A 21268-nucleotide genomic window follows, 5' to 3' on the forward strand; every position below is an offset into this window, starting at 1 on the left:
GGATCCACTTGTGCGCGGTGGGCCGCGATATGCCCATCTCGGCCGCCACATGCGCGACGGGACGGCCGGACAGGACGCGTTCGACCAGGATCCGTCTGCCGTGAACGGTCAGCCGGGCATTACGGTGAGACACGAAGACCTCCGTGCGGTGCAGTCCTAGACAGCTCCACCACACCGGAGGTCTTCGCCATGATCAAGACCCAGCCCTGTTAACAACGCCCGTGATCAATACACCTAGGGGGCGCCGTGACCGTCCTGCCTCACCCGCGGCCGGGGCACCTGGGCCTGCGGGGCCGGGGATTCCTCGGGGTCGCGGGCGCGGCGCTTGGCGATGACCGCGCAGACCATGAGCTGCATCTGGTGGAAGAGCATCAACGGCAGTACGGCGAGGGAGGCGTGGGCGCCGAACAGCACGCCGGCCATGGGGAGTCCGGAGGCGAGGGACTTCTTCGACCCGGCGAACTGGATGGCGATGCGGTCACCCCGGTCGAAGCCGAGCGCCCGCGCGCCGTACCAGGTCAGCGTGAGCATCACGGCGAGCAGGACGGCCTCCACCAGGAGCAGCGCGCCGAGCCGCGGAGCGCTCACCTGGTGCCAGATGCCCTGGGCCATGCCTTCGCTGAACGCGGTGTAGACGACCAGCAGGATCGAGCCCCGGTCGACCAGGCCGAGCACCTTCTTGTGCCGGGCGACGAAGCCGCCGATCCAGCGCCGCAAAAGCTGCCCGGCGAGGAACGGCACCAGCAGTTGCAGCACGATCTTCAGCAGCGAGTCGGCGGAGAAGCCGCCGCCGGAGTTGCCCAGCAGGACGGCGGCGAGCAGCGGGGTGACGACGATGCCGACGAGGGAGGAGAAGGAGCCGGCGCAGATGGCGGCGGGGACGTTGCCGCGCGCGATGGAGGTGAAGGCGATGGAGGACTGGATGGTCGACGGGACCAGGGTGAGGAACAGCAGCCCCTGGTAGAGCGGCTGGGTCAGCAGCGCCGGGACCAGTCCGCGCGCGGCCAGCCCGAGGAGCGGGAAGACGACGAAGGTGCAGGCCAGGACGGTGAGGTGGAGCCGCCAGTGGCGCAGGCCGCCCATCGCCTCGCGGGTGGAGAGGCGGGCGCCGTAGAGGAAGAACAGGAACGCGATGGCTGCCGTGGAGGCGCCGGAGGCCACGTCGGCGGCGACGCCCCGCGCGGGCAGCAGCGCGGCCAGGCCCACCGTGCCGAGGAGCAGCGCGATGTACGGGTCGATGGGCAGCCGGCGTTTCACAGGGCTCCGTAGCGTCTCGGTGGGGCGGACGATCTCCATCGTGCCTGGTCGGCGCCGATCACGGAATCCGGCATACCGCTCTGACTGCGATCGCGTGTCGTGATGACCGAGCTAGGCTGTCGCCATGTACGACCCCACGCACCTGCGTACGTTCCTCGCGGTGGCGCAGACGCTCAGCTTCACGCAGGCCGCGCGGCGGCTGGGGCTGCGGCAGTCGACGGTGAGCCAGCATGTGCGCAGGCTGGAGGAGGCGGCGGGGCGCCAGTTGTTCACGCGGGACACCCACTCGGTGGAGCTGACCGGCGACGGCGAGGCGATGCTCGGGTTCGCGCGGCGGCTGCTGGAGGTGCAGGAGCAGGCTGCGGCGTACTTCTCCGGACCGCGCGTGCGGGGGCGGCTGCGGTTCGGCGCCTCGGAGGACTTCGTGCTGACCCGCCTCCCGGAGATCCTGGAGGGCTTCCGCTACGACCACCCCGAGGTCGACCTCGAACTGACGGTGGAGCTGTCCGGCACGCTCCACGAGCGCCTCGCCGAGGGCAAGCTGGACCTGGTCCTCGCCAAGCGCCGCCCCGAGGACCCGCGTGGCCGCCTGGTCTGGCGCGACGACCTGGTCTGGATCGGCACGGACCGCCTCCGCCTGGACCCGGACCGCCCGGTCCCGCTGATCGTCTACCCGCCGCCGGGCATCACGCGGGCCCGCGCCCTTGAAACCCTGGAAGCCCACTCCCGCCCGTACCGAATCGTCTGCACCAGCGGCAGCCTCAACGGCCTGATCGCAGCCGCCCGAGCCGGACTGGGCGTGATGGCCCACTCCCGCCACCTCATCCCCCCGGGCCTGACCCGCGTCCCCGAACGCGCCGGCCTCCCGGACCTCGGCAAGGTCGACTTCACCCTGACCCACGCCCGCGCGAGGGGCGCGACGGAGGACGCGGCGAACGCACTGGCGGCGGCGATCCTGGCGGGCGGGGAGAGGTTGCGCCGGCGAGGCGGCTAATCGACGACGACACCTCCGGCGCGGGTGATGGCGTCGAGCGTGGGCTCATCGAATCCGCATCCCCGGGAGAAGCGAGTGCCCTTTAGCCGGGTGGTGAGCATGTTGCGGGAGAGGATCTCGCCGGTGCGGAAATCATGGACGGTGAGTTCACCCATCGTGTGCAGGACGACCAGGCGGTCGCCAGCGGGCGAGCTCCACAGTGCGCTCACGCCGCCAGGGATGCTGGGGAGTTGCCAACGCGCGCTCGCATCCTCCCAGTTCCGCAGGACCCCATCCTCGACCAACCTCCAAGCGTGCACCCCTATGGTCGTAGCCAGCGCCGCCATGCCCGACTCCGCCCGGAACGTGAAAGTGGGGCCCGCGCCCAGGAGCGGGCCGGGAAGTGAGACGCCCTCTGCGGACAGGGCAACGTAAGTGGCGTAGCCGTCGGACGCGGCGAACAGCTTGTCACCCTTGATCCAACACTCTTCGTCCGTCCCGGCACTACGCCAGCCCTCGGACAGATCGATCTTGGCCTCCGTCACAGTGCGCCAAGCTTGTGGCCCCGGCTGATCGCAAATCTGGTGACGGACCCCGCGCGTGTTGATCCTCAGCAGGCTCACACCGCCCCTTCCGGGCTGGAAGACAGTTTCGCTGCTGTCACTGGGCTCGGAGTCGGGCACGGGAACCGTGTCGATCACCTCCTGGGACAAGGGATCGATGATCGTGAGCTGCGCCCAGTCCCAGTCACACGTGACCGCGCGCCCCCGCCACCACACGGGCAGCCGTGCGTGCTTCACGGAACCGGTGACCTCCCCCGTCCCGGCGTCCACGAGCAACCAGTCGCTACCGCTCAGGAGCGCCCACTTCTCCTCGTCCCACAAAACGAGGTCACAGCCAAAAACATCTTCTGTATCCGGCCTGCCAGGGAACACCAGCCGCCGCCCGGCGACGTTTCCATCCGGCCAACACCAGGTTTCGGCAGATGCGCCCATCACCACCGAGCCACGGTCATGCACCAGTCCACCGCGCCAAACCATGGCGTCTTCCAAAACTCCAGGACCGAAGCTGGCACCCGTCAGGTCAGCCCCCGTCAGATCGACACCCGCCAAAGGGACCTGGATCAGATCGCAGTTCCGCAACACTGTGCCTGTCAGAGGCGCGCCGGACGCGAAGATGGTCGGCGTGAAGCCGCTGAGGCAGAGCCCCGACAGGTCTTCGCCCGCCAGGGTGCCGCCTGCCGCGAGCACGAGGTTGGCGCAGTTCCCCGCGAGCACTCCGCTCAACGGCTCGTGTCCCCTCGTCTGCCGCATGACCTCCAGCAGCCGCCCGTGAAAGTCTGGGTGCAGACGCACCATCGCTGCGAGGAACTGGTACACCACCGTATTGGGTTCGAGTGCACCGAAGTTCAAGGCGAGGGCATGGAGCGGCTCCGGCACGAAGGTGGCCAGCGGCGGCAGCAGTCCGTTCTGGGAGCGGCCTTCGAAGTACTGCGACCAGGTGTACGACTCTCCGTCCGCGTTTCCGGAACCAGGAATCAAGTCCAGGAAGTCCCCGCTCAACAGACCGAGTTCCGCCGCGAACTTGAACGCCACCAGGAACTCCAGCAGCGACTTGTGGGAGGGGCCGTAGTCCCCCTCCGCGTTGCGGACCAGCATGCTCTGGTTTCGCATGTCCTGTTCCCAGTAGTCCAGGTCCTTGGAGCTCCGCACGGCTCCGCCGAACCATGCTTTCAACCGGGATGGGAAGTCACGGTAGTTGAGGGTGAGCCGGTTGCTGGACAGCATCTCCCAGGCGAACTCGCACAGGAAGTACAGTTTGTCGGCACGTGAGGTAAAGGTCCGCTCTTCCTTGATATCGCGGTCCATCTTGCGCTGGATTGCGTACATATAGATGCGCGCCAGATCGATCTCCGCGCCCCGCTCGATCTCGGGCAGCGCATCTATCACCAGTTCCGACATCAAGGGGCGCTTCATGAGCTTACGCACCTCGTCGTGGCCCATCACCATGCGAACCTTGTCCTCTGTGAGGACGTGCCCGAGCATCAGCTCGATCTGCTCGTCGTCGAAGGGCACCAGCTCAACGATCTCGAAGGTCGGCCCCTCTTCTTTCCGCACCGAGGCCGAAGCCTTGGCACCGAAGAGGTCACGCGCGACCCGGGCGTCTGGAAAGTGTTCCGTGCGGCTGCTCAGCAGCACCTTGGCGCCCGGTTCCACCGCCCGGGCCAGCTCCCAGAAGTTGGCGACGACGGTGTTGTAGTCGACCCGCGCCGCCATCTCGTCGAAGCCGTCGAAGATCAGAAGCAGCCGACTCATCCGGTTCAGGACGCGGAAGACGTCGTAGCTGCGCAGGTTGATCTTGTGCTTGTTGAAGAAGAACTCCGACAGCAGCGCTTCCACGGAGGTCTGCTTGGCATAGTCCCGAAGCGGGATCAGCAGGGGGATGCGTGGGCGGGGCAGGCCCTTGCGGCGGGCATCCTGCCAGCCGCGCGCCATCTCGCCGGCCAGGTGCAGCGCGAACCAGGACTTGCCCATGCCGAACTCGCCCAGCAGGGACAGGTGCTTCTTCGCCGGGTCTTCCAGCCAGCCAGCGACGTAGTCGTCCAGGCCGCCCTCTCGCCAGTCGTAGACACTGGTGTCAAGCGGCTGTTGGGTCGCCGGGTCGATTTCATCCTTCTGGCAGGACAGAGGGACGTACCTCGTGTCGATGCCCCGACGGCGCACCTCTTGTTCGACCCAAGCGATGTACGGCTCGAAGTCGGCCTCCAGCTCCACTAGTTCGTCGAATGTGTAGCAGAACAGGCGGTCCCCGCTGCCTTCCGCGCGCTGCCGGGCCGCCTTGCTGACCCGCATCTGCGCCAGACCCCATCCCTCGCGCGCCCCCTCGTCAGTGACGAGTTGGTCGAGGAGGTTGACGTGATGCGGGGCCAGTTCCCCCTCCACACAGAGCATTACCGTACGGTCAAAACGACCAGGGCGGCGCTGGGGTACGTCGACGAGCAGTGCCACGGTGTCGTGGCCGGTCTCCCAGGTACGCCGGATCTCGTACCCCACCGCGACGAACCAGTCCGAGACGTCCCGCATGAGGCGCGCAGCCGGCGAGAGGTCGGCACGGCCAGGCTCGGTGCGGGCCCGATGGTTCTCCTCCTCGTCCCGTGTGTGGCTGACCCGCTCCAGCAACTCGTCCAGCTTGCGTTCCATGCGAGTCTCGTGGGGCGCGCGGCTGCGGTCCACCAGTCCCTGGAACGCTGTCACGAAACCGTCGACGTGCGTCTCGGCGAAGTTGTGGTCCAGATGCCCGAACTCGGCGGTTTGCCGCCCGCGTTCGACAGCGTTCGCCACCTCCGCACGCAGCAGGTCCCAGTCACCGGCCTCGAAGGAGCGCCGGAACGCCTCGATCACGTACTCGTCCCGGAAGAGGGCGGGCACCGACACGGAACAGCCGACGCCGTACTCGATCAGCGTGTAGGCGTACAGCGTGTCGAAGTCCTGCGGCGGCACATGCGGATCGAGGTGGAGTTTCTTCAGGGCCTTGACTATCAGCTCTTTTCGCAGTGCCGCGTCCGCGGCCGGCTTCGCCGCCACCTTCCCCGCGATTCCGAACGCCGCCGTCACGATCTCCGCCACCGGCATCGCTGCCCCCCTGTCCCCCCGAAGCCCACCCCGGCCTTACCCCAGCACAGCTCAACGAAGATACCCGCCACTGCGGTGAACGGCACGTCGGCCACTGGGACCGGCGAGGCGGCTGAGGGGTTCAGGAGGGGACCGATGGCGCATATTGGCCCAGCGCTCTTGTGGCAGTGACCGACAGCCTTCTCGCGCCCTTTCCGCCACCCCCCACCCCGTGACCGGCCCGTACAGATTCGGTGGAGATTACGACCGGGGTACGTACCGACCCGTCAGTATCGTGTCCGGCCCTTCCGCATGTGCGGGGATTTTCCGGGTGGTGTGCGTGAGGTACGTGAGGTTTGGCCGGTTTCCGGACCCCTCCCATCCGGCCATTCGGTGGGGTAGCTTTCACGGCGCTGTGCGGAGCGTCCCGGGTCCGTGACGGAGGAGCGAGGAAGAGCGAGCAAGGGGGAGCGAGGTTTGCGCGAGTTCACCAACCCTGTGACGGAAGTGACGTCGGAGCCGCCGGTGGGTGGCCTGGCCGACGCCGTCTTCGACAACGCGCGCACCGACCCCCTGCACATCGCACTCGGCCGCAAGGACGATCAGGGGCGGTGGCGGGACGTGACCGCCGCCGAGTTCCGGGACGAGGTCGTCGCCCTCGCCAAGGGCCTGCTCGCCCAGGGCGTCCGCTTCGGCGACCGGGTCGCCATCATGTCCCGCACCCGCTACGAGTGGACCCTCTTCGACTTCGCGCTGTGGACGATCGGTGCCCAGGTGGTGCCCGTCTACCCCACCTCCTCCGCCGAGCAGTGCTTCTGGATGCTGCACGACGCCGAGGTCACCTCCGCGGTGGTGGAGCACGAGGACCACGCGATGACGATCGCCACGGTCATCGGCCGCCTCCCCCGCCTGCGCCAGCTCTGGCAGCTCGACGCCAACTGCGTGCGGGAGCTGTACGACGCCGGGGCGCACCTGGACGACGAGGTGGTGCACCGGCACCGCAAGGCGGTCACCCCGGACTCGACCGCCACCATCATCTACACCTCGGGCACCACGGGCCGCCCCAAGGGCTGCGTCCTCTCGCACGGCAACTTCATGTTCGAGGCCGACACGGTGATCCGCCGCTGGGAGTCGGTGTTCCACTCGAAGAAGGGCGACGAGGCGTCCACCCTGCTGTTCCTGCCGCTGGCCCATGTGTTCGGCCGCATGGTGGAGGTCGCGGCGCTCAGGGGCCGGGTCCGCTTCGGGCACCAGCCGCAGCTCCACGCGGCCGCCCTGCTGCCGGACCTCGCGGCGTTCCGGCCGACGTTCATCCTGGCGGTGCCGTACATCTTCGAGAAGGTGTTCAACGCGGCCCGGCGCAAGGCGGAGAAGGACGGCAAGGCGGCGCCCTTCGAGAAGGCTGTCGAGGTGGCCGTGAAGTACGCCGAAGCGCTGGAGGCCAAGGCATGGGGCCTCGGCCCCGGCCCCTCGGCGGGCCTCAGGATGCAGCACCAGCTCTTCGACAAGCTGGTGTACTCCAAGGTCCGCGCGGCGATGGGCGGCCGTATCCGCAACGCGATGTCGGGCGGTTCGGCGATGGACCGCCGCCTCGGCCTGTTCTTCGCGGGCGCCGGCGTACAGATCTACGAGGGCTACGGCCTGACCGAGTCGACGGCCGCCGCCACCGCCAACCCGCCCGAGCGGACCCGCTACGGCACCGTCGGCCAGGCCATCCCCGGTGTGACGGTGCACGTCGCCGACGACGGCGAGGTCTGGCTGCACGGCGGGAACGTCTTCCAGGGCTACCTCAACAACCCCAAGGCGACCGACGAGACCCTGCACGACGGCTGGCTCGCCACCGGCGACCTGGGCTCGCTGGACGAGGACGGCTACCTGACCATCACCGGCCGCAAGAAGGAGATCCTCGTGACCTCCGGCGGCAAGAGCGTCTCCCCCGGTGTGCTGGAGGAGCGGGTGCGGGACCATCCGCTGGTCAACCAGTGCATCGTCGTCGGCAACGACCGCCCGTACATCGCGGCGCTGGTCACTCTGGACCAGGACGCCGTCGACCACTGGCTCCAGATGCGCGGCAAGCCCCGGCCCACCCCGGCCGAGCTGGTGCGCGACGCCGACCTGGAGACGGAGGTGCGCCGGGCGGTGGTCGCCGCGAACACGCTGGTCTCGCAGGCCGAGTCGATCCGTACGTTCCGCATCCTGGCCCAGCCGTTCACGGAGGAGCACGGGCTGCTGACGCCGTCGCTGAAGCTGAAGCGGAAGGCGATCGAGAAGGCGTACGAGCGCGAGGTGGAAGCCCTCTACCGGTCCTGATCCCGCCGTCTGGAATGCGGACCGGGCCGTGATCGTTGACGATGGGTGAAGCACCTGTCCACAACCGAAGGATCACAGGCTCGTGAGCAGCAAGGTCCCCCCGATCATCCTCAACAACGGTGTCGAGATGCCCCAGCTCGGCTTCGGCGTCTGGCAGGTCCCGGACGACGAGGCGGAGAGCGCGGTCACCACGGCACTGGAGACCGGGTACCGCAGCATCGACACCGCGGCGATCTACGGCAACGAAGAGGGCACCGGCAAGGCCATCGCCGCGTCCGGCGTGCCCCGTGAGGACCTCTTCGTCACCACCAAGCTCTGGAACAGCGACCAGGGGTACGAGTCCACCCTGCGGGCCTTCGACACGTCGCTGGAGAAGCTCGGTCTCGACTACCTCGACCTCTACCTGATCCACTGGCCGCTGCCCGCGCGGGACAACTACATCGACACCTACAAGGCGTTCGAGAAGCTGTACTCCGACGGCCGCGTCCGCGCGATCGGCGTGTCCAACTTCCTGCCCGAGCACCTGGAGCGGCTGATCGCGGAGACGTCCGTCGTTCCCGCGGTCAATCAGATCGAGCTGCACCCGCAGCTCCAGCAGCGCGCGGCGCGGGAGTTCGACGCCGAGCAGGGCATCGCCACCGAGGCGTGGTCGCCGCTCGGCCAGGGCAAGGGTCTGCTGGAGGTCCCGGCGATCGTCGCCATCGCCCGCAAGCACGGGCGTACGCCCGCGCAGGTGGTGCTCCGCTGGCACATCCAGCTCGGCAACATCGTCATCCCGAAGTCCGTGACGCCGTCGCGGATCAAGGAGAACATCGAGGTGTTCGACTTCAGCCTGGACGACGAGGACCTCGCCGCCATCGGCGCGCTGAACGAGGACAAGCGGCTGGGTCCCGACCCGGCCACGTTCGACATGGTCTGACACCTCCGCGTCCCAGGGCCGCCCGTCCCGTTCCGGAGGCGGGCGGCCCTGTGCGCCGCTTCACCGGGAAAGGCTCCGCGCCGTGCGTCTTCGTCCACTGGGTCTCGCCACCGCCGCCGGGACCGTCCTGCTCTGCGCCACGGCCCTGGCCGCCGCCCACGGTGACGCGCCGAGGCGGGCGCGGGAGGGCACGGTCCCCGCGGCCGACCTGCTGGCGAAGGTACGGACGTGCGACCGGATCTCCGACGGCCTGTACCGCACCGACGCCGGGAGCGCCCCGACCGTCCCGGTGTGCGGGCTGAAGGGCGCGGTGTTCTGGCAGGCCGACCTGGACGTGGACTGCGACGGTCAGCGCACGACCCGCTGCAACGAGGACCGCGACCCCTGGTACCAGGACGACACCGCGTTCCACCAGTCCGACGGCAAGCCCCTGCGCGCCGACGCGCTGCCGTACGTGGTGGTGCCCGGCAAGAGCGCCCTGTGGGACCACACGGCGGCCGGCATCGGCGGTGGCGGAGTGGTCGCCGTCATCCACGGTGATCAGGTGGAGTACGCCGTCGTCGGGGACACCGGCCCCAAGGAGATCATCGGCGAGGCGTCGTACGCGACCGCCGAGGCACTGGGCATCGACCCGGACCCGGCGACCGGGGGCGCCGAGTCCGGGGTGACGTACATCCTGTTCAAGGACTCGCGGGTCTCCCCCGTCGAGAGCCATGAGGCGGCGGTCGCCCTCGGCGACCGGCTGGCCCGGCAGTTCCTCGCGGAGAACTGATTCAGCGGGGGCGTACGGCCGTGTGGACGGTGCGCGCGTTCAGCACGAACAGGCCGGCCCGGCGGTACAGGCTCTCCGCGTCGGCCCGGTCGAGGTGTGTGACCGGGCACCACCGCTAACCGGACCGCCGATAGGCGTGCAGGGTGAAGACGGGGTCCGGGCGGGGACGGTCCTGGTCGGGCAGCCGGGCCAGCCGCGCGGCGAACTCCTCGGTACGGGGCTCACCGGGTGGCAGGAGGGTGAACCAGCCCCGCCGGAGATCCGTGATCGTCCGGCGCGGACTGCGTCCCTGCCCGACCCCGCTGAAACGCGCCTGACCGGTCCTCACCATTCCGGCCTCGGCGGCATACGCGTCCACCTTGGCCGGGTCGTCGGCGGCGGGCCGCCGGGGACGCGGGCCGAGCACGGCATCGATGTCGCTCCCGACGTCGTGCGCCTTCGCCTTGTCGACCGTGGTCACATAGGTCCCGCCCGGCCGCAGCACCCGCGCACACTCCCCGAGCACGGCCCGCAGATCCGCCGGATCGTCCAGCAGGTGGAGCAGCCAGACACTGGTGACGACGTCGAAGGCGCCGTCGGGGAAAGGCAGTTGCCGACTGTCACCCCGCACCACAGCGCCAGGTACCCGAGCGGCGGCCTTGCCGACCATGGCAGACGTGAGATCAACGCCGGTCACCCGCAGCCCCGGCCGCTCCCCCGCCATCCACCGCGTCACGATCCCCGTACCGCACCCGTTGTCCAGCAGCCGCCCCTGCCGCTCCCCGACCAACCCGAGCACCGCATGGGCAGCGGCCCGAGCGCGGGGCTCGCCACCACGGAGATCGTCGTAGGACTCGGCTTCCTTGTCGTAGTCGAGCACAGACTTCAGTCTGCCCGTTCGCGAGTGCCATGTCCCTTCATTCCAGGGGGAGTTCGAGGTTCTCCGCGCGGGCGGCGCCGGTCCGGATCAGTCGGTGTTCAGTCCGTCGACGAGGCGGTTGAGGAAGCGACCGAAGGTGGCATCGGGGTCGGTGGGGCGGCGTGGGGCGGAGAGAGCTTCGGCGAGTTCGGGATGGTGGCCGTCCTGGGCGACCGTGGCGAGGTAACGGGCCTCCGCGGCGACCCGTTCGGGGGATCGGGCGCCCTGGGTCTGGGCGAGCTCATGACGGACGTGTCCGGCGACGAAAGCCGTGAGTTGGGCGAAGACCTCCAGCCTGCCGGCGCCGTCGAGTCCGGAGGGGCGCAGGGCGGCCAGGACGTGTTCGAGGAAGGCCAGGACGCGCGGGCCGGGGGTGCGGTGCGTGGCCAGAGCGGCGGGGAGCCAGGGGTGGCGCAGCATGTGGTCACGCTGGAGGTGAGCCATCGCCTTGAGGTCGGCTCGCCAGTCACCGGTGAGCGGCCCGGAAGTGGGCAGTTCGGCGCTGACCTGGTCGACCATCAGGTCCAGCAGTGTCTCCTTGTCGGAGGCGTAGCTGTAGAGCGACATGACGCCCGCTCCGACCGCGCCCGCGACCCGCCGCATGCTGACCGCGTCGAGCCCCTCCGCGTCCGCCAGCGCGACGGCCGCCTCGGTGATCGCGTCCCGGCTGAAGGAGGGCTTACGGCCCCTGCGGGGTTCGGCGGGGCGCAGCCAAAGCCGCTCGGGGTCGGCGCCCGCCACTCCACCGGCTTCCTCCTCCTGAGCCACGCTCCAGCACCCCTTTCCCTGATCCGCAAACGGCCGGTCCTTCCACGGTCATCCAAGCATCCTCTATTCTCGTACACCGTACGGAAAATGGGAGGGGAATCATGTCGTTCCGAAAACCACCGCTGTCCGCCCGCCTGATGCGCGCCACTTGGCGCGGACTGCCCACGAAGCGGTACGACGTCGGCTGGGAGCCGGGGCTGGCGGTGCCCGGCTGCGACGGCAGCGCGCTGCTCACCGACCACTACTTCCCGCTCGCCGAGGGCGACTTCCCCACCCTGCTGGTCCGCTCCCCCTACGGCCGGGGTCTGCCCTGGTCGCCGATGTACGGCCTGCTCTTCGCCGAGCAGGGCTTCCATGTGGTCCTGCAGAGCTGCCGGGGCACCGGCGGGTCCGGGGGCGCGTTCCACCTGTGGCGCAATGAGGCCGCCGACGGCCGGGCCACCGTGGCGTGGCTGCGTGAACAGCCCTGGTTCGACGGCACGCTGGGCACCGTCGGCCCCAGTTACCTGGGCTATGTGCAGTGGGCTCTCGCCCTGGATCCGCCGCCGGAGCTGAAGGCGATGGTGGTGCAGGTCGGTCTGCACGACCCGTACGCCCTCTTTCACGCGGCCGGCGCGCTGCACCTGGAGAACGTGCTCACGGTCGGCCTGGGCATGACCTACCAGCACCGGGGGATCGCACCCTTCGCACGGGCCGCCCTGCGCCTGCGGCGCCACCTGCGCGCCGCCACCATGGCCCGGCCGCTGCGCGGTGCGTACGTCTCCGCGCTCGGAGCCGAAGTGCCCTGGGTGGACGAGGTCATGGCCCACCCGGACGCCGAGGCCCCCTACTGGGACGGATCGTCGGTGGCACCGTCGGAGCTGCTCCGCGTCCCCACCGGTCTGATCACCGGCTGGCACGACGCGCTGGCCGACCAGACCCTTGAGCAGTACGCCCGACTGCGCCGGGCCGGCTGCGAGACCGCGCTGCTCGTCGGCCCCTGGACCCACACCTCCGCCCTCCAGCAGGGCTGGCCCGAGGTGTTCGCGGAGACCCTCGCCTGGCTACGCGCCCACCTGTGCGCCGACCCCACCGCACTGCGTCCCACAGTGGTGCGCGTGCACATGGGCGGCGATAACACCTGGCGGGACCTGGACGACTGGCCACCGGCCACGGATGCCGGCTACTGGTACCCCACCGGCGAGGGCCACCTCACCCGGCAGGCTCCCACCGACTCCGCCCCCCTGACCACGTTCCGCCACGACCCGGCGGACCCCACCCCGGCCCTGGGCGGTCCCCTGCTCTCCCCCGGCGCCGGGCCGCGCGACAACCGCCCGCTGGAAGCCCGTACCGACGTCGTGACGTTCACCGGTCCCCCGCTGACCGAACCTCTCGACGTCATCGGCCCGGTGACCGCGAGCCTGACCCTCTCCACCGACACCGGCCACACCGACGTCTTCACCCGCCTGTGCGACGTGGACCCCGAGGGGCGCTCCGTCAATGTGTGCGACGGACTGGGCACCCTCACCGCATCCCCCCACGCCCCGGCGCGGATCGCCGTCCCGATGAGCGCCACCGCCCACCGCTTCGCCCCCGGCCACCGCGTCCGCTGGCAGATCAGTGCGGGGGCCCACCCCCGCTACGCCCGCAATCCCGGCACCGGTGAGCCCCGGGCGGACGCCACCGCTTTCCACCCCATACACCTCACCCTGCACACCGACTCCGCCCTGAACCTGCCCGACTCAGCCAACTCGGGCCCGCCGGTGGCTGGTTGATCCCCCGTGTGCGGACGGCCCGTGCGTGGCACACTGCCCGCAGGCTTCGGGGGGAGGGGAGGGGCGGGTGTGAGTGAGCGGCGGGCCGCGCCCACGGTGGGGCAGGTGGTGCTCGGGCGGCGGCTGCAGGAGCTGCGGGAGTCGACCGGGCTGAGCCGGGACGAGGCGGCGCGGGTGCTGCGGGTGGCCTCCGCGACCGTGCGGCGGATGGAGACGGCGGAGGTCGCGCTGAAGATCCCGTACGTGCAGGCGCTGCTGGCCGCGTACGGGGTGGGTGATGAGGAGGCCTGCGCGTTCGTGCGGCTGGCCGAGGAGGCCAACCAGCCGGACTGGTGGCAGCGCTTCCACGACGTGCTGCCGGACTGGTTCAGCCTGTACGTGAGCCTGGAGGGCGCCGCCCGCCTCGTCCGCTCCTACGAGCCCCACTTCATCCCCGGCCTGCTCCAGACCGAGGCGTACGCGCGGGCGGTGCTGGAGGCCGGGACCATTGGGCAGCACGGCGCGGAGACGGTGGAGCGGCATGTGGCGCTGCGCCTGGAGCGGCAGCGGCTGCTGGAGCGGGAGGACGCCCCGCACCTGTGGTTCGTGATGGACGAGACGGTGCTGCGGCGCCCGGTGAGCACGCGGTCCGAGGTGATGCGCGACCAGCTGGACCGGCTGCTGGAGTACGCCGACCGGGACCGGATCACTCTTCAGCTCGCGGAGTTCGCGGCGGGCCCGCATCCGGGGACGTACGCCCCCTTCACCCTGTTCCGGTTCGCCGAGCGGGAGCTGCCGGACATGGTGTTCACCGAGTATCTGACCGGCGCGCTCTACCTCGACTCGCGCGAGGAGGTGTCCGCGCACCTGGAGGTGCTGGACCACATGACGGCGCGGGCGGCCTCCGCGCAGCGCACCCAGAAGCTGCTGCGGGAGTTCCGCGAGAGCCTGTGACCGGTGCCGCGCGCGAGACGCGGCACCGGAGGCCCGCAACGGCAGGCGACAGGCTTCAGGCCAGCTCGGCCGTGAGGCTGATGTCGGTGCCGGTCAGGGCCTGGCTGACCGGGCAGTTCTTCTTGGCGTCCTCGGCGGCCGCGCGGAAGCCCTCCGCGTCCAGACCGGGGACCTCGCCGCGCACGGTGAGGTGGATGCCGGTGATGCCCTCGCCGGGCTGGAAGGTGACGTCGGCCTTGGTCTCCAGCCGGGTGGGCGGCGTGCCGGCGCCGGTCAGGCCGTGCGACAGGGCCATGGAGAAGCAGCTCGAGTGCGCGGCGGCGATCAGCTCCTCGGGGCTGGTGCGGCCGTTCGGCTGCTCGGCGCGCGACGGCCACGACACCGGCTGGGAGCCGATGCCGGAGGAGTCGAAGGTGACGGTGCCGCTGCCCGACAGCAGTTCGCCTTCCCAGACCGTGTGTGCGGTACGCGTGGTGGCCACGGTGGTTCCTTTCGCGGGTGTTTGCGTGTTCCGGGTCCTGTTGCCCCCGTCCCCCCATCCGATCACATCCGGGGTCACGGCACCGTGAGGACCGCTCCGTGGGCTCAGGCCGCCCGGCGCTCGGGGTCGGCGTCGAGCGGCACCTCTGGGCCGTTCAACTCGCCGAGCCAGCGGCGCAGTACGCCGTGCACGCGTTCGGCGCCGGTCACTGCCCCGCCGTGCTCCTCGGGCACGGACAGGGTGAGCGGGGAGAGCAGGAACGGGCGGGACTGGGCGCCCCCGAGGCCGCCGTGGGAGCCGATCTGCTCCTCGAAGGCGTGGATCTGCCCGGTGGCCGGGTCGTGCCAGGAGTTGACCATGATGTCGGCGGTGTGCGGGAACGCGTGCGTGCGGCGTACGGCGTCGATGGCGCCGGGGCCGAAGCGGGCCAGCGGCCCCGGCCGCTCGTCCAGCTCGGCCAGCGGTATCTCGGTGCCGCAGGGGCCGAGGACCACGCCGTCGTGCTCGGCGCTGCGGACCAGCAGGAAGCCGATGCCGGGGTGGTTGGCGAGGGTGGGGAGCAGCGCCGGGTGGCGGGCGTCTATCTCCTCCTTGGTCATCCGGTGCGGGACGTCCGGGAAGGAGACCAGGCCGAGGTTGCCGGAGGCGAGCACGACGGGCTCGGAGCGCGGGGCGGGCCCGCTCTCCGAGTCGCCCCGGCCCAGGGCGGCACGTACGGCGGCGCGGGCCTCGGCGCCGCTCGGGGTGCGCCCGGCGCCACGCGGCACGGGCAGTCCGCTGCCGGCCCGGACGAGGTCGGTGAGGGTGAGGCCGTAGCGGGAGCGGAAGGTTTCGCCGGGGCTCTGGCCGTGGTCGGAGAGGACGACCAGGCGGTAGGGGCGCGGGGCGTGCTCGGCGGCCTTCTCGATCAGCGCGAGGGAACGGTCGAGGCGCTTGAGGACCTGGCGGGCGTCGCGGCTGTCGGGTCCCGAGTGGTGGGCGACCTCGTCGTAGGCGACGAGGTCGGCGTAGACGGCGGTGCGGCCGGCGAGCAGGTCGCCCATCACGGCGGCGACGACCACGTCCCGTTCGACGACGGTGGCGAAGGCGCGGACGAACGGGTACAGGCCGCCCCGGCCGACGCGCGGGTGCGCTCCGGCGAACCGGGCGCGGGTGGACTGCCCGATCTCGCGGCCGATCTCGGCGAAGAAGGACAGCGCGGTGCGCACCGCGTTGGCCGGGTCGGAGAAGTAGGCGAAGTACCCGGCGCGGGAACGGTTCTCCCGCCCCCGGCGGCGGGCGGCGATGGACAGGACGAGGGCCTGTTCCCCGGCGCCGCCGCTGAACAGGTTGCCCCGGCTGGCGCCGTCGACGGCGAGGAGTCCCGCTTCGCCGGTGCGGGCCGTCGCGCGGCGCTGCAACTCGGCGGCGGAGGTGGGCCGGTTGCAGACCATGACCTCGCCCCGGTCCTTCTCGTACCAGCGGAAGGCGGGCACGTCGTAGGTGCTGCCGTGCAGGATGCCGAGCTGGCTGGCGCCGGTCTGGCTGGACCAGTCGGTGCGCCAGGCGGTGAGCCGGTGGGTGGGCGGTATGACGCCGTCGGTGGCGAGCCAGCGGGCGACGGTGGGCATCAGGCCGTCGCGGACGGCTGCGGTGAGCACGTCGTGGCCGACGCCGTCGAGCTGGACGCAGACCAGGCCGGGGGTGCTCGCGCAGGGCAGCGTGGCCCTTCGGCGCCGGTCGGCCAGCCGCAGCAGCCGGCGCCGGTAGGCGTCGTCGTCGCGTACGGCGAGCGCGCCGCCGGTCGCCGAGGCGACGGCGGACATCACGGCGGCCACGATGACGGCGGTCTCGGGCGCCACCTCGCCCCGCCCGGACGGGTTGAGGCGCAGGGCGAGCAGCAGCAGGGAGCCGTTGAGGAAGAAGACCAGCAGGCCGAGGAAGAGCGCGGGCACCAGCAGCAGCATCCGCACCAGCACCGGCCAGACGAGCGCCGACAGCAGGCCGAACGCCCCCGCGCCACAGGCGGCCGTGACGGCGATACGGGTGGCGCTGTCACCGTCGGGCGACTGGAGCCGGAAGTCGGGGAGGAGCCCGGCGAGCAGGAGCATCGTGAGCGTGGACACCGCCCACACCGTGACGCTCCGGCCGATCTGACCGGCAACCCGCCGCCACCCCACGCCCCGCGCACCTCACGTTCCGGCCCGCCCCGTGGGGCCTGTCCCCCACCTTGTCATACCGGCCGGAGACGCCGGGACGGCTTATTTGCCGTCGTACCCGGCCGTCGGCATGGAGAGCCGCCGGTGCACGCGCGCCTTCATCCGGGCGTCGTACGCGGGTTCGGCGCTGCCCACGGTCTCCACGCGGACCCCGCGGCGGGCGCACTCGGCGGTGAACTCGTCCACCGAGGACAGCGCGCGTTCCAGCACCCGCCTGCTGGGGGCGACGAAGACGTCCACGCCGGGGCGTACGCCGTCCCACAGGGCGCCGTGGTCGAAACGCAGGCCGCCGACGAGGAGTTCGCGGGTGACCACGAGGCCCTGCTCGGCGGCCCAGCGGGCGCACATGGCGTGCTGGCTGCGGGAGTCGACCAGGAAGGGGTCGGCCTCCAGCTCCTCCAGCGGGGTCAGGCTGGCGATGGCGGTGATCCGTACCGTCGCAAGCGCGGCCGAGGCACCCCGTAACGGTCCCATGGCATCCCCTCACCTCCGGGTTTCGCCGCCGACCCTACCGCTGCCCGTAGGCTTCGGGGGAGTCGCGCGCGGAGGTGAGGGTAGTGCCGGTGGAGGTCACCTGGTGGGGTCACGCCACCTGCACGATCGAGGACTCGGACACCCGGGTGCTCACCGATCCCCTGTTCGCCTCCCGGCTGGCGCATCTGCGCCGCCGCCGGGGCGCGCCGCCGCCCGCCGGCGCCCGCCGCGCGGATGCCGTGCTCGTCTCGCATCTGCACGCCGACCATCTGCACCTGCCCTCGCTGGCGCAGTTGGCGCCGGGCACGCGGGTGCTGGTGCCGCGGGGCGCGCCGCGTGCGGTGCCCGGACTGCGCCGGCTGCGGGGGCTCGACCTCACCGAGGTGGTGCCGGGCGACGAGGTGCGGCTCGGGGAGCTGCGGGTGCGGGTGGTGCCCGCGCTGCACGACGGACGGCGGCTGCCGTTCGGCCCGCACCGCGCTCCCGCGCTGGGCTATGTCGTGGAGGGCGAGGCGCGCACCTACTTCGCCGGGGACACCGCGCTGTTCGACGCGATGGCCGAGGAGGTCGGCCCGGTGGACGTGGCGCTGCTGCCGGTGGGTGGCTGGGGGCCGTACCTCGGTGAGGGGCATCTGGACGCGGGCCGGGCGGCGCGGGCGCTGGCCCGGCTGGCGCCGGGCTGGGCGGTGCCGGTGCACTACGGCACGTACTGGCCGATCGGGATGGACGCGGTGCGCCCGCACGAATTCCACGCGCCGGGCGAGGAGTTCGTGCGTCTGGCGGCCGAGGCGGCGCCGAAGGTGACCGTGCACCGGCTGGGGCACGGGGAGGGCGTACGGCTGGAGGTCGGCCGGTGAGAGGCGCGGGGGGCGCGGCGGTGCTGGCCGCCGCCGCGACGACGGGTGCGCCGCTGGAGTCGACGAGTCAGGCGCTCGGCTATCCGTCGCTGTTCCTGCTGGTGCTGGTCGGGGCGCTGATACCCGTGGTGCCGACGGGGGCGCTGGTCAGCTCGGCGACGGTGGTGGCGCTGCACCGGACGGCGCCGTTCTCGCTGGCGCTGGTGTTCGTGACGGCGTCGCTGGCGGCCTTCCTGGGGGACGCGGCGCTCTACTGGCTGGGGCGGCGCGGTCTGGGCTCGCAGAGCGGGTCGCGCTGGCTGGAGGCGCTGCGGTCGCGGGCGCCGGAGGAGCGGCTGAACCAGGCGCGGGAGAAGCTGGCCGGGCACGGGGTGTCGGTGCTGGTGCTGTCCCGGCTGATACCCGCCGGCCGGATTCCGGTGATGCTGGCGTGCCTGCTGGCGGAGTGGCCGCTGCGGCGCTTCTCGCGGGGCAACCTGCCCGCGTGCCTGGCGTGGGCGCTGACGTACCAGGTCATCGGGGTGCTCGGGGGTTCGCTGTTCGCCCGGCCGTGGGAGGGGGTGCTGGCGGTGGTGGTGCTGACCGTGCTGGTCAGCGCGGCTCCGGGGCTGGTGCGCCGGGTGCGGGGCGAGGAGCGGTAGGGGAGGTCTCCAGGACGCGGGAGGCGCCCACGGGGAGGTCCCACAGGTCGGTCCGGGCCAGGCCCGCCCGCTCCCAGGCCGCGCGGACGCGGGTGAGGGGCTCCATGACGGGCTCGGCCGAGAGCACGAACGTCCCCCAGTGCATCGGCGCCATCCGGCGGGCGCCCAGATCGAGGGTGGCCCGTACGGCCTCCTCCGGGTCGCAGTGGACATCGCTGAGCCACCAGCGCGGGTCGTAGGCGCCGATGGGCATCAGGGCGAGGTCGATGCCGGGGTAGCGGCGGCCTATCCGCCCGAACCAGTGGCCGTAACCGGTGTCCCCCGCGAAGTAGAGGCGCTGCCCGTCCTGCGTGGTCATCACCCAGCCACCCCACAGACTGTGACAGGTGTCGGTCAGCGTGCGCTTGGACCAGTGGTGCGCGGGCACGAAGTCGAAGCGCACACCGGAGAGTTGGGCGCCCTCCCACCAGTCGAGTTCGGTGACGCGGGTGAACCGCCGCCGCCGGAACCAGCGTCCGAGCCCGGCGGGTGCGAACACCGGTGTGTCACGCGGCAGTCGGCTCAGGGTGGGGGCGTCCAGATGGTCGTAGTGGTTGTGGCTGATCACGACCGCGTCCACGGGCGGCAGGCTGTCCCAGGGGACGCCGACCGGGGTGACGCGGGCCGGGGTGCCGAGGATGCGGCGCGACCACACCGGGTCGGTGAGCACGGTCAGCCCGCCGATCCGCACCACCCAACTGGCGTGCCCCGCCCAGGTGACGGCGAGGGCGTCGGCTCCGACACGGGGCAACGGGCCGGGCTCGTACGGGAGTCGGGGAATGTCGACGAGCCCCTCGGGGTCGGGGCGTACGGCCCCTTCGCGGGCGAAGCGCGCCATGGCCCGCCAGCCGGGCAGCGGCGCGGTGAGCCGGTCGTGGAAGGTGCGCGGCCACACCCGGTGCTCGCCCAGCGGGCGGGGTTCGGCCAGCGGCGGCGACGCGGGCGCGAGCGGGGCACGGACGATGTCCTCAGGCACCGGGGGCACCGCGTCCACGGGGTCGGGAGCGTCCGGCACCGGTGTGGTGGCCGTCGTGACGGTGGACCCGGACTCATGCGTCTGCTGCGTCATCGAGAAGGCTCCCATCGCACGGCTTCGTCACGGAGTTCGTCGAGGACCGACCGCAGGGTGAGCAACGCGTCCCGCGTGTACGGCAGTTCCGTCGGGTCGGGCGAGGCGAGCGCGGCCTCCCGCTCCTCGTCGGTGCCGCCCAGCAGCGGCGCGGTGGACAGCCGTACGCGCAGGGCGCCGAGGTCGTCGCCGAAGCGGTGGCCGCCGGGCGCGGGCATGCCGAGCCGGGCGGTGAGGAAGTCCTCCAGTTCCTGCGCGTCCCGCACGCCCCGCGCGGCGAGGGGCTCGCGCAGGGGGCCGAGGTCGGCGTAGAGGTAGCGGCCCGCCTGTGGGGGCGGGGCGAGCGCGCCGCCCGCGAGGACCGTGCGGTGCGCGGCGGCGGCCAGCCGGGCGTGCAGGGCCACGGCGGCCTGGCGGCGGGCGGTGACCGGCTCGGGCTCGTCCAGCGCGTACTGGGCGGCGGCCGCGACCGGGGCGGCCAGGCGGGCGCCGAGCGCGGTGAGGACGTCCAGCGCGCGGGCGTGGTTGTCCTCCCCGGCGGCGCTGTCGGGGAAGCGGGCGACGGCGGCGGGCCAGCCGGCCGGGAGCAGCGATCCGGCGAGGTCGGCGACGACGGTGACGTGGTCGGGCAGTATCCCCGCCGGGCTGACCAGGACGGTGTCGTGCGGGGCGTGCAGGGTGTCCCGCCAGGTCTCGTCGCTGATCAGGTGCAGCCCCTCGGCGGCGGCCGCCTCCACGGTCTCGTGCAGCAGCTCGGGCAGGGCGACGGCGGCGGTGGGGTCGTCCGCGACGGACAGCACCAGCAGCCGGGGGTCGCCGCCCTCCGCGCGGACCCGGCGGACGGTCTCCAGCAGCGCGTACGGGTCGGGTATCCCGCCGCTGTCGGCCGGGGTCGGCACCGGGAAGAGGCGTCTGCCGAGCAGCCGGGCGACGGGCGCCCACCAGGGGGCGCGCGGGCGGGGGGCCAGGATGTCGCCATGGTCCCCGGCGACCGCGGCGGTCAGCGCCAGCAGCAGGGGGGGCGCGCCGGGGGCGAGGGTCACGTGGTGGGGGGTGCAGGGCAGTGAGCGCCGGGTCCAGTAGCCGCAGGCGGCCTCCAGCAGGGCCGGGTCGCCGCCGGCGGGCTGGGCCGCGCCGTGGTGTTCGGCGGCGCCGAGCCGGTCGGCGAGTTCCGGGAGGACGGGCAGGCCGTCGGCGGGGAACGGGGGGCCGTAGCGGACCGGGCCGTGGCCCTCGGGTTCCCTCCGCCGCATCTCCGCCTCCGCACGGTCCGTGTGCCGAATCCCCTGTGTCCGGTGCCCTGTGGCGGGTGCG

Annotated in this window: 18 protein-coding genes; 8 read left to right on the forward strand and 10 right to left on the reverse strand. The window is 71.8% G+C overall.

Translation table 11 applies throughout. From position 1 onward, the window contains the following. Together E5082_RS31060 and E5082_RS31070 are read right to left on the reverse strand one after the other, a co-directional pair. On the reverse strand, nt 1-133 hold a 133-nt coding region (locus E5082_RS31060; protein ID WP_244321587.1), incomplete at its 3' end, for a helix-turn-helix domain-containing protein. Between the two features lie 101 nt (nt 134-234). After that, nucleotides 235-1296 carry a bile acid:sodium symporter family protein gene (locus E5082_RS31070; protein WP_135794555.1) on the reverse strand — a complete coding sequence of 354 codons (1062 nt, stop codon included), beginning with the start codon at nt 1294-1296 and terminating at the stop codon, nt 235-237. An 85-nt stretch (nt 1297-1381) separates the two neighbouring features. Between E5082_RS31070 and E5082_RS31075 the strand changes: the two genes are divergently transcribed. Continuing rightward, nucleotides 1382-2251 (forward strand): LysR substrate-binding domain-containing protein, encoded by an 870-nt coding sequence (locus E5082_RS31075; RefSeq protein ID WP_135794556.1) that lies wholly within the window; start codon nt 1382-1384, stop codon nt 2249-2251. Here E5082_RS31075 and E5082_RS31080 read toward each other — a convergent pair. Further along, entirely contained in the window at nt 2248-5862 is a 3615-nt protein-coding gene (locus E5082_RS31080; protein WP_135794557.1) for an NACHT domain-containing protein, read from the reverse strand. The two genes, E5082_RS31075 and E5082_RS31080, sit on opposite strands and share 4 nt — an antisense overlap. 456 nt (nt 5863-6318) lie before the next feature. Between E5082_RS31080 and E5082_RS31085 the strand changes: the two genes are divergently transcribed. From E5082_RS31085 to E5082_RS31095, 3 genes are all read left to right on the forward strand, one after another. Beyond that, nucleotides 6319-8151, forward strand: a complete 1833-nt coding sequence (locus E5082_RS31085; RefSeq protein WP_135794558.1) for an AMP-dependent synthetase/ligase — start codon at nt 6319-6321, stop codon at nt 8149-8151. An 82-nt stretch (nt 8152-8233) separates the two neighbouring features. Further along, the gene (locus tag E5082_RS31090; protein ID WP_135794559.1) at nt 8234-9070 is read left to right on the forward strand and encodes an aldo/keto reductase; all 837 of its coding nucleotides are present in this window, start codon (nt 8234-8236) and stop codon (nt 9068-9070) included. Between the two features lie 82 nt (nt 9071-9152). Beyond that, nucleotides 9153-9842 (forward strand): glycoside hydrolase family 75 protein, encoded by a 690-nt coding sequence (locus tag E5082_RS31095; RefSeq protein WP_135794560.1) that lies wholly within the window; start codon nt 9153-9155, stop codon nt 9840-9842. Nucleotides 9843-9957: 115 nt separating this feature from the next. On the opposite strand, the gene E5082_RS31100 is transcribed toward E5082_RS31095, so the two are convergent. Together E5082_RS31100 and E5082_RS31105 are read right to left on the reverse strand one after the other, a co-directional pair. Then, a complete protein-coding gene (locus E5082_RS31100; protein WP_135794561.1) occupies nt 9958-10701 on the reverse strand; it encodes a class I SAM-dependent methyltransferase in 744 nt (247 codons plus the stop codon). A gap of 87 nt (nt 10702-10788) precedes the next feature. Next, nucleotides 10789-11508, reverse strand: coding sequence for a TetR/AcrR family transcriptional regulator (locus E5082_RS31105; RefSeq protein WP_229918846.1), 720 nt, complete (start codon nt 11506-11508; stop codon nt 10789-10791). Nucleotides 11509-11609: 101 nt separating this feature from the next. Between E5082_RS31105 and E5082_RS31110 the strand changes: the two genes are divergently transcribed. Together E5082_RS31110 and E5082_RS31115 are read left to right on the forward strand one after the other, a co-directional pair. Continuing rightward, nucleotides 11610-13262 carry a CocE/NonD family hydrolase gene (locus E5082_RS31110; RefSeq protein WP_229918847.1) on the forward strand — a complete coding sequence of 551 codons (1653 nt, stop codon included), beginning with the start codon at nt 11610-11612 and terminating at the stop codon, nt 13260-13262. A gap of 69 nt (nt 13263-13331) precedes the next feature. Then, nucleotides 13332-14195: a helix-turn-helix domain-containing protein gene (locus tag E5082_RS31115; protein WP_135794562.1), complete on the forward strand. Its 864-nt coding sequence runs from the start codon at nt 13332-13334 to the stop codon at nt 14193-14195. Nucleotides 14196-14250: 55 nt separating this feature from the next. On the opposite strand, the gene E5082_RS31120 is transcribed toward E5082_RS31115, so the two are convergent. From E5082_RS31120 to E5082_RS31130, 3 genes are all read right to left on the reverse strand, one after another. Then, nucleotides 14251-14676, reverse strand: a complete 426-nt coding sequence (locus E5082_RS31120; protein WP_135794563.1) for an OsmC family protein — start codon at nt 14674-14676, stop codon at nt 14251-14253. Between the two features lie 104 nt (nt 14677-14780). Continuing rightward, nucleotides 14781-16835 carry a phage holin family protein gene (locus E5082_RS31125; RefSeq protein ID WP_135794564.1) on the reverse strand — a complete coding sequence of 685 codons (2055 nt, stop codon included), beginning with the start codon at nt 16833-16835 and terminating at the stop codon, nt 14781-14783. An 81-nt stretch (nt 16836-16916) separates the two neighbouring features. Further along, nucleotides 16917-17348, reverse strand: a complete 432-nt coding sequence (locus E5082_RS31130; RefSeq protein WP_135794565.1) for a hypothetical protein — start codon at nt 17346-17348, stop codon at nt 16917-16919. A gap of 83 nt (nt 17349-17431) precedes the next feature. Here E5082_RS31130 and E5082_RS31135 point away from each other — a divergent pair, with 83 nt between their 5' ends. Both E5082_RS31135 and E5082_RS31140 read left to right on the forward strand, forming a co-directional pair. After that, on the forward strand, nt 17432-18205 hold the full coding sequence (locus tag E5082_RS31135; RefSeq protein ID WP_135794566.1) for an MBL fold metallo-hydrolase: 774 nt from the start codon (nt 17432-17434) through the stop codon (nt 18203-18205). Continuing rightward, the gene (locus E5082_RS31140) at nt 18202-18846 is read left to right on the forward strand and encodes a DedA family protein (RefSeq protein WP_229918848.1); all 645 of its coding nucleotides are present in this window, start codon (nt 18202-18204) and stop codon (nt 18844-18846) included. Before E5082_RS31135 ends, E5082_RS31140 begins: the two co-directional genes overlap by 4 nt. Here E5082_RS31140 and E5082_RS31145 read toward each other — a convergent pair. Together E5082_RS31145 and E5082_RS31150 are read right to left on the reverse strand one after the other, a co-directional pair. Further along, nucleotides 18797-19954: an MBL fold metallo-hydrolase gene (locus E5082_RS31145; protein WP_135794567.1), complete on the reverse strand. Its 1158-nt coding sequence runs from the start codon at nt 19952-19954 to the stop codon at nt 18797-18799. The genes E5082_RS31140 and E5082_RS31145 overlap by 50 nt on opposite strands. Then, nucleotides 19951-21207 carry an aminotransferase class I/II-fold pyridoxal phosphate-dependent enzyme gene (locus E5082_RS31150; RefSeq protein WP_135794568.1) on the reverse strand — a complete coding sequence of 419 codons (1257 nt, stop codon included), beginning with the start codon at nt 21205-21207 and terminating at the stop codon, nt 19951-19953. The genes E5082_RS31145 and E5082_RS31150 overlap by 4 nt, the downstream gene beginning before the upstream one ends. Between the last annotated feature and the right edge of the window lie 61 nt (nt 21208-21268).

This window comes from Streptomyces griseoluteus (assembly GCF_004784465.1).
GTDB classification, from domain to species: domain Bacteria; phylum Actinomycetota; class Actinomycetes; order Streptomycetales; family Streptomycetaceae; genus Streptomyces; species Streptomyces griseoluteus.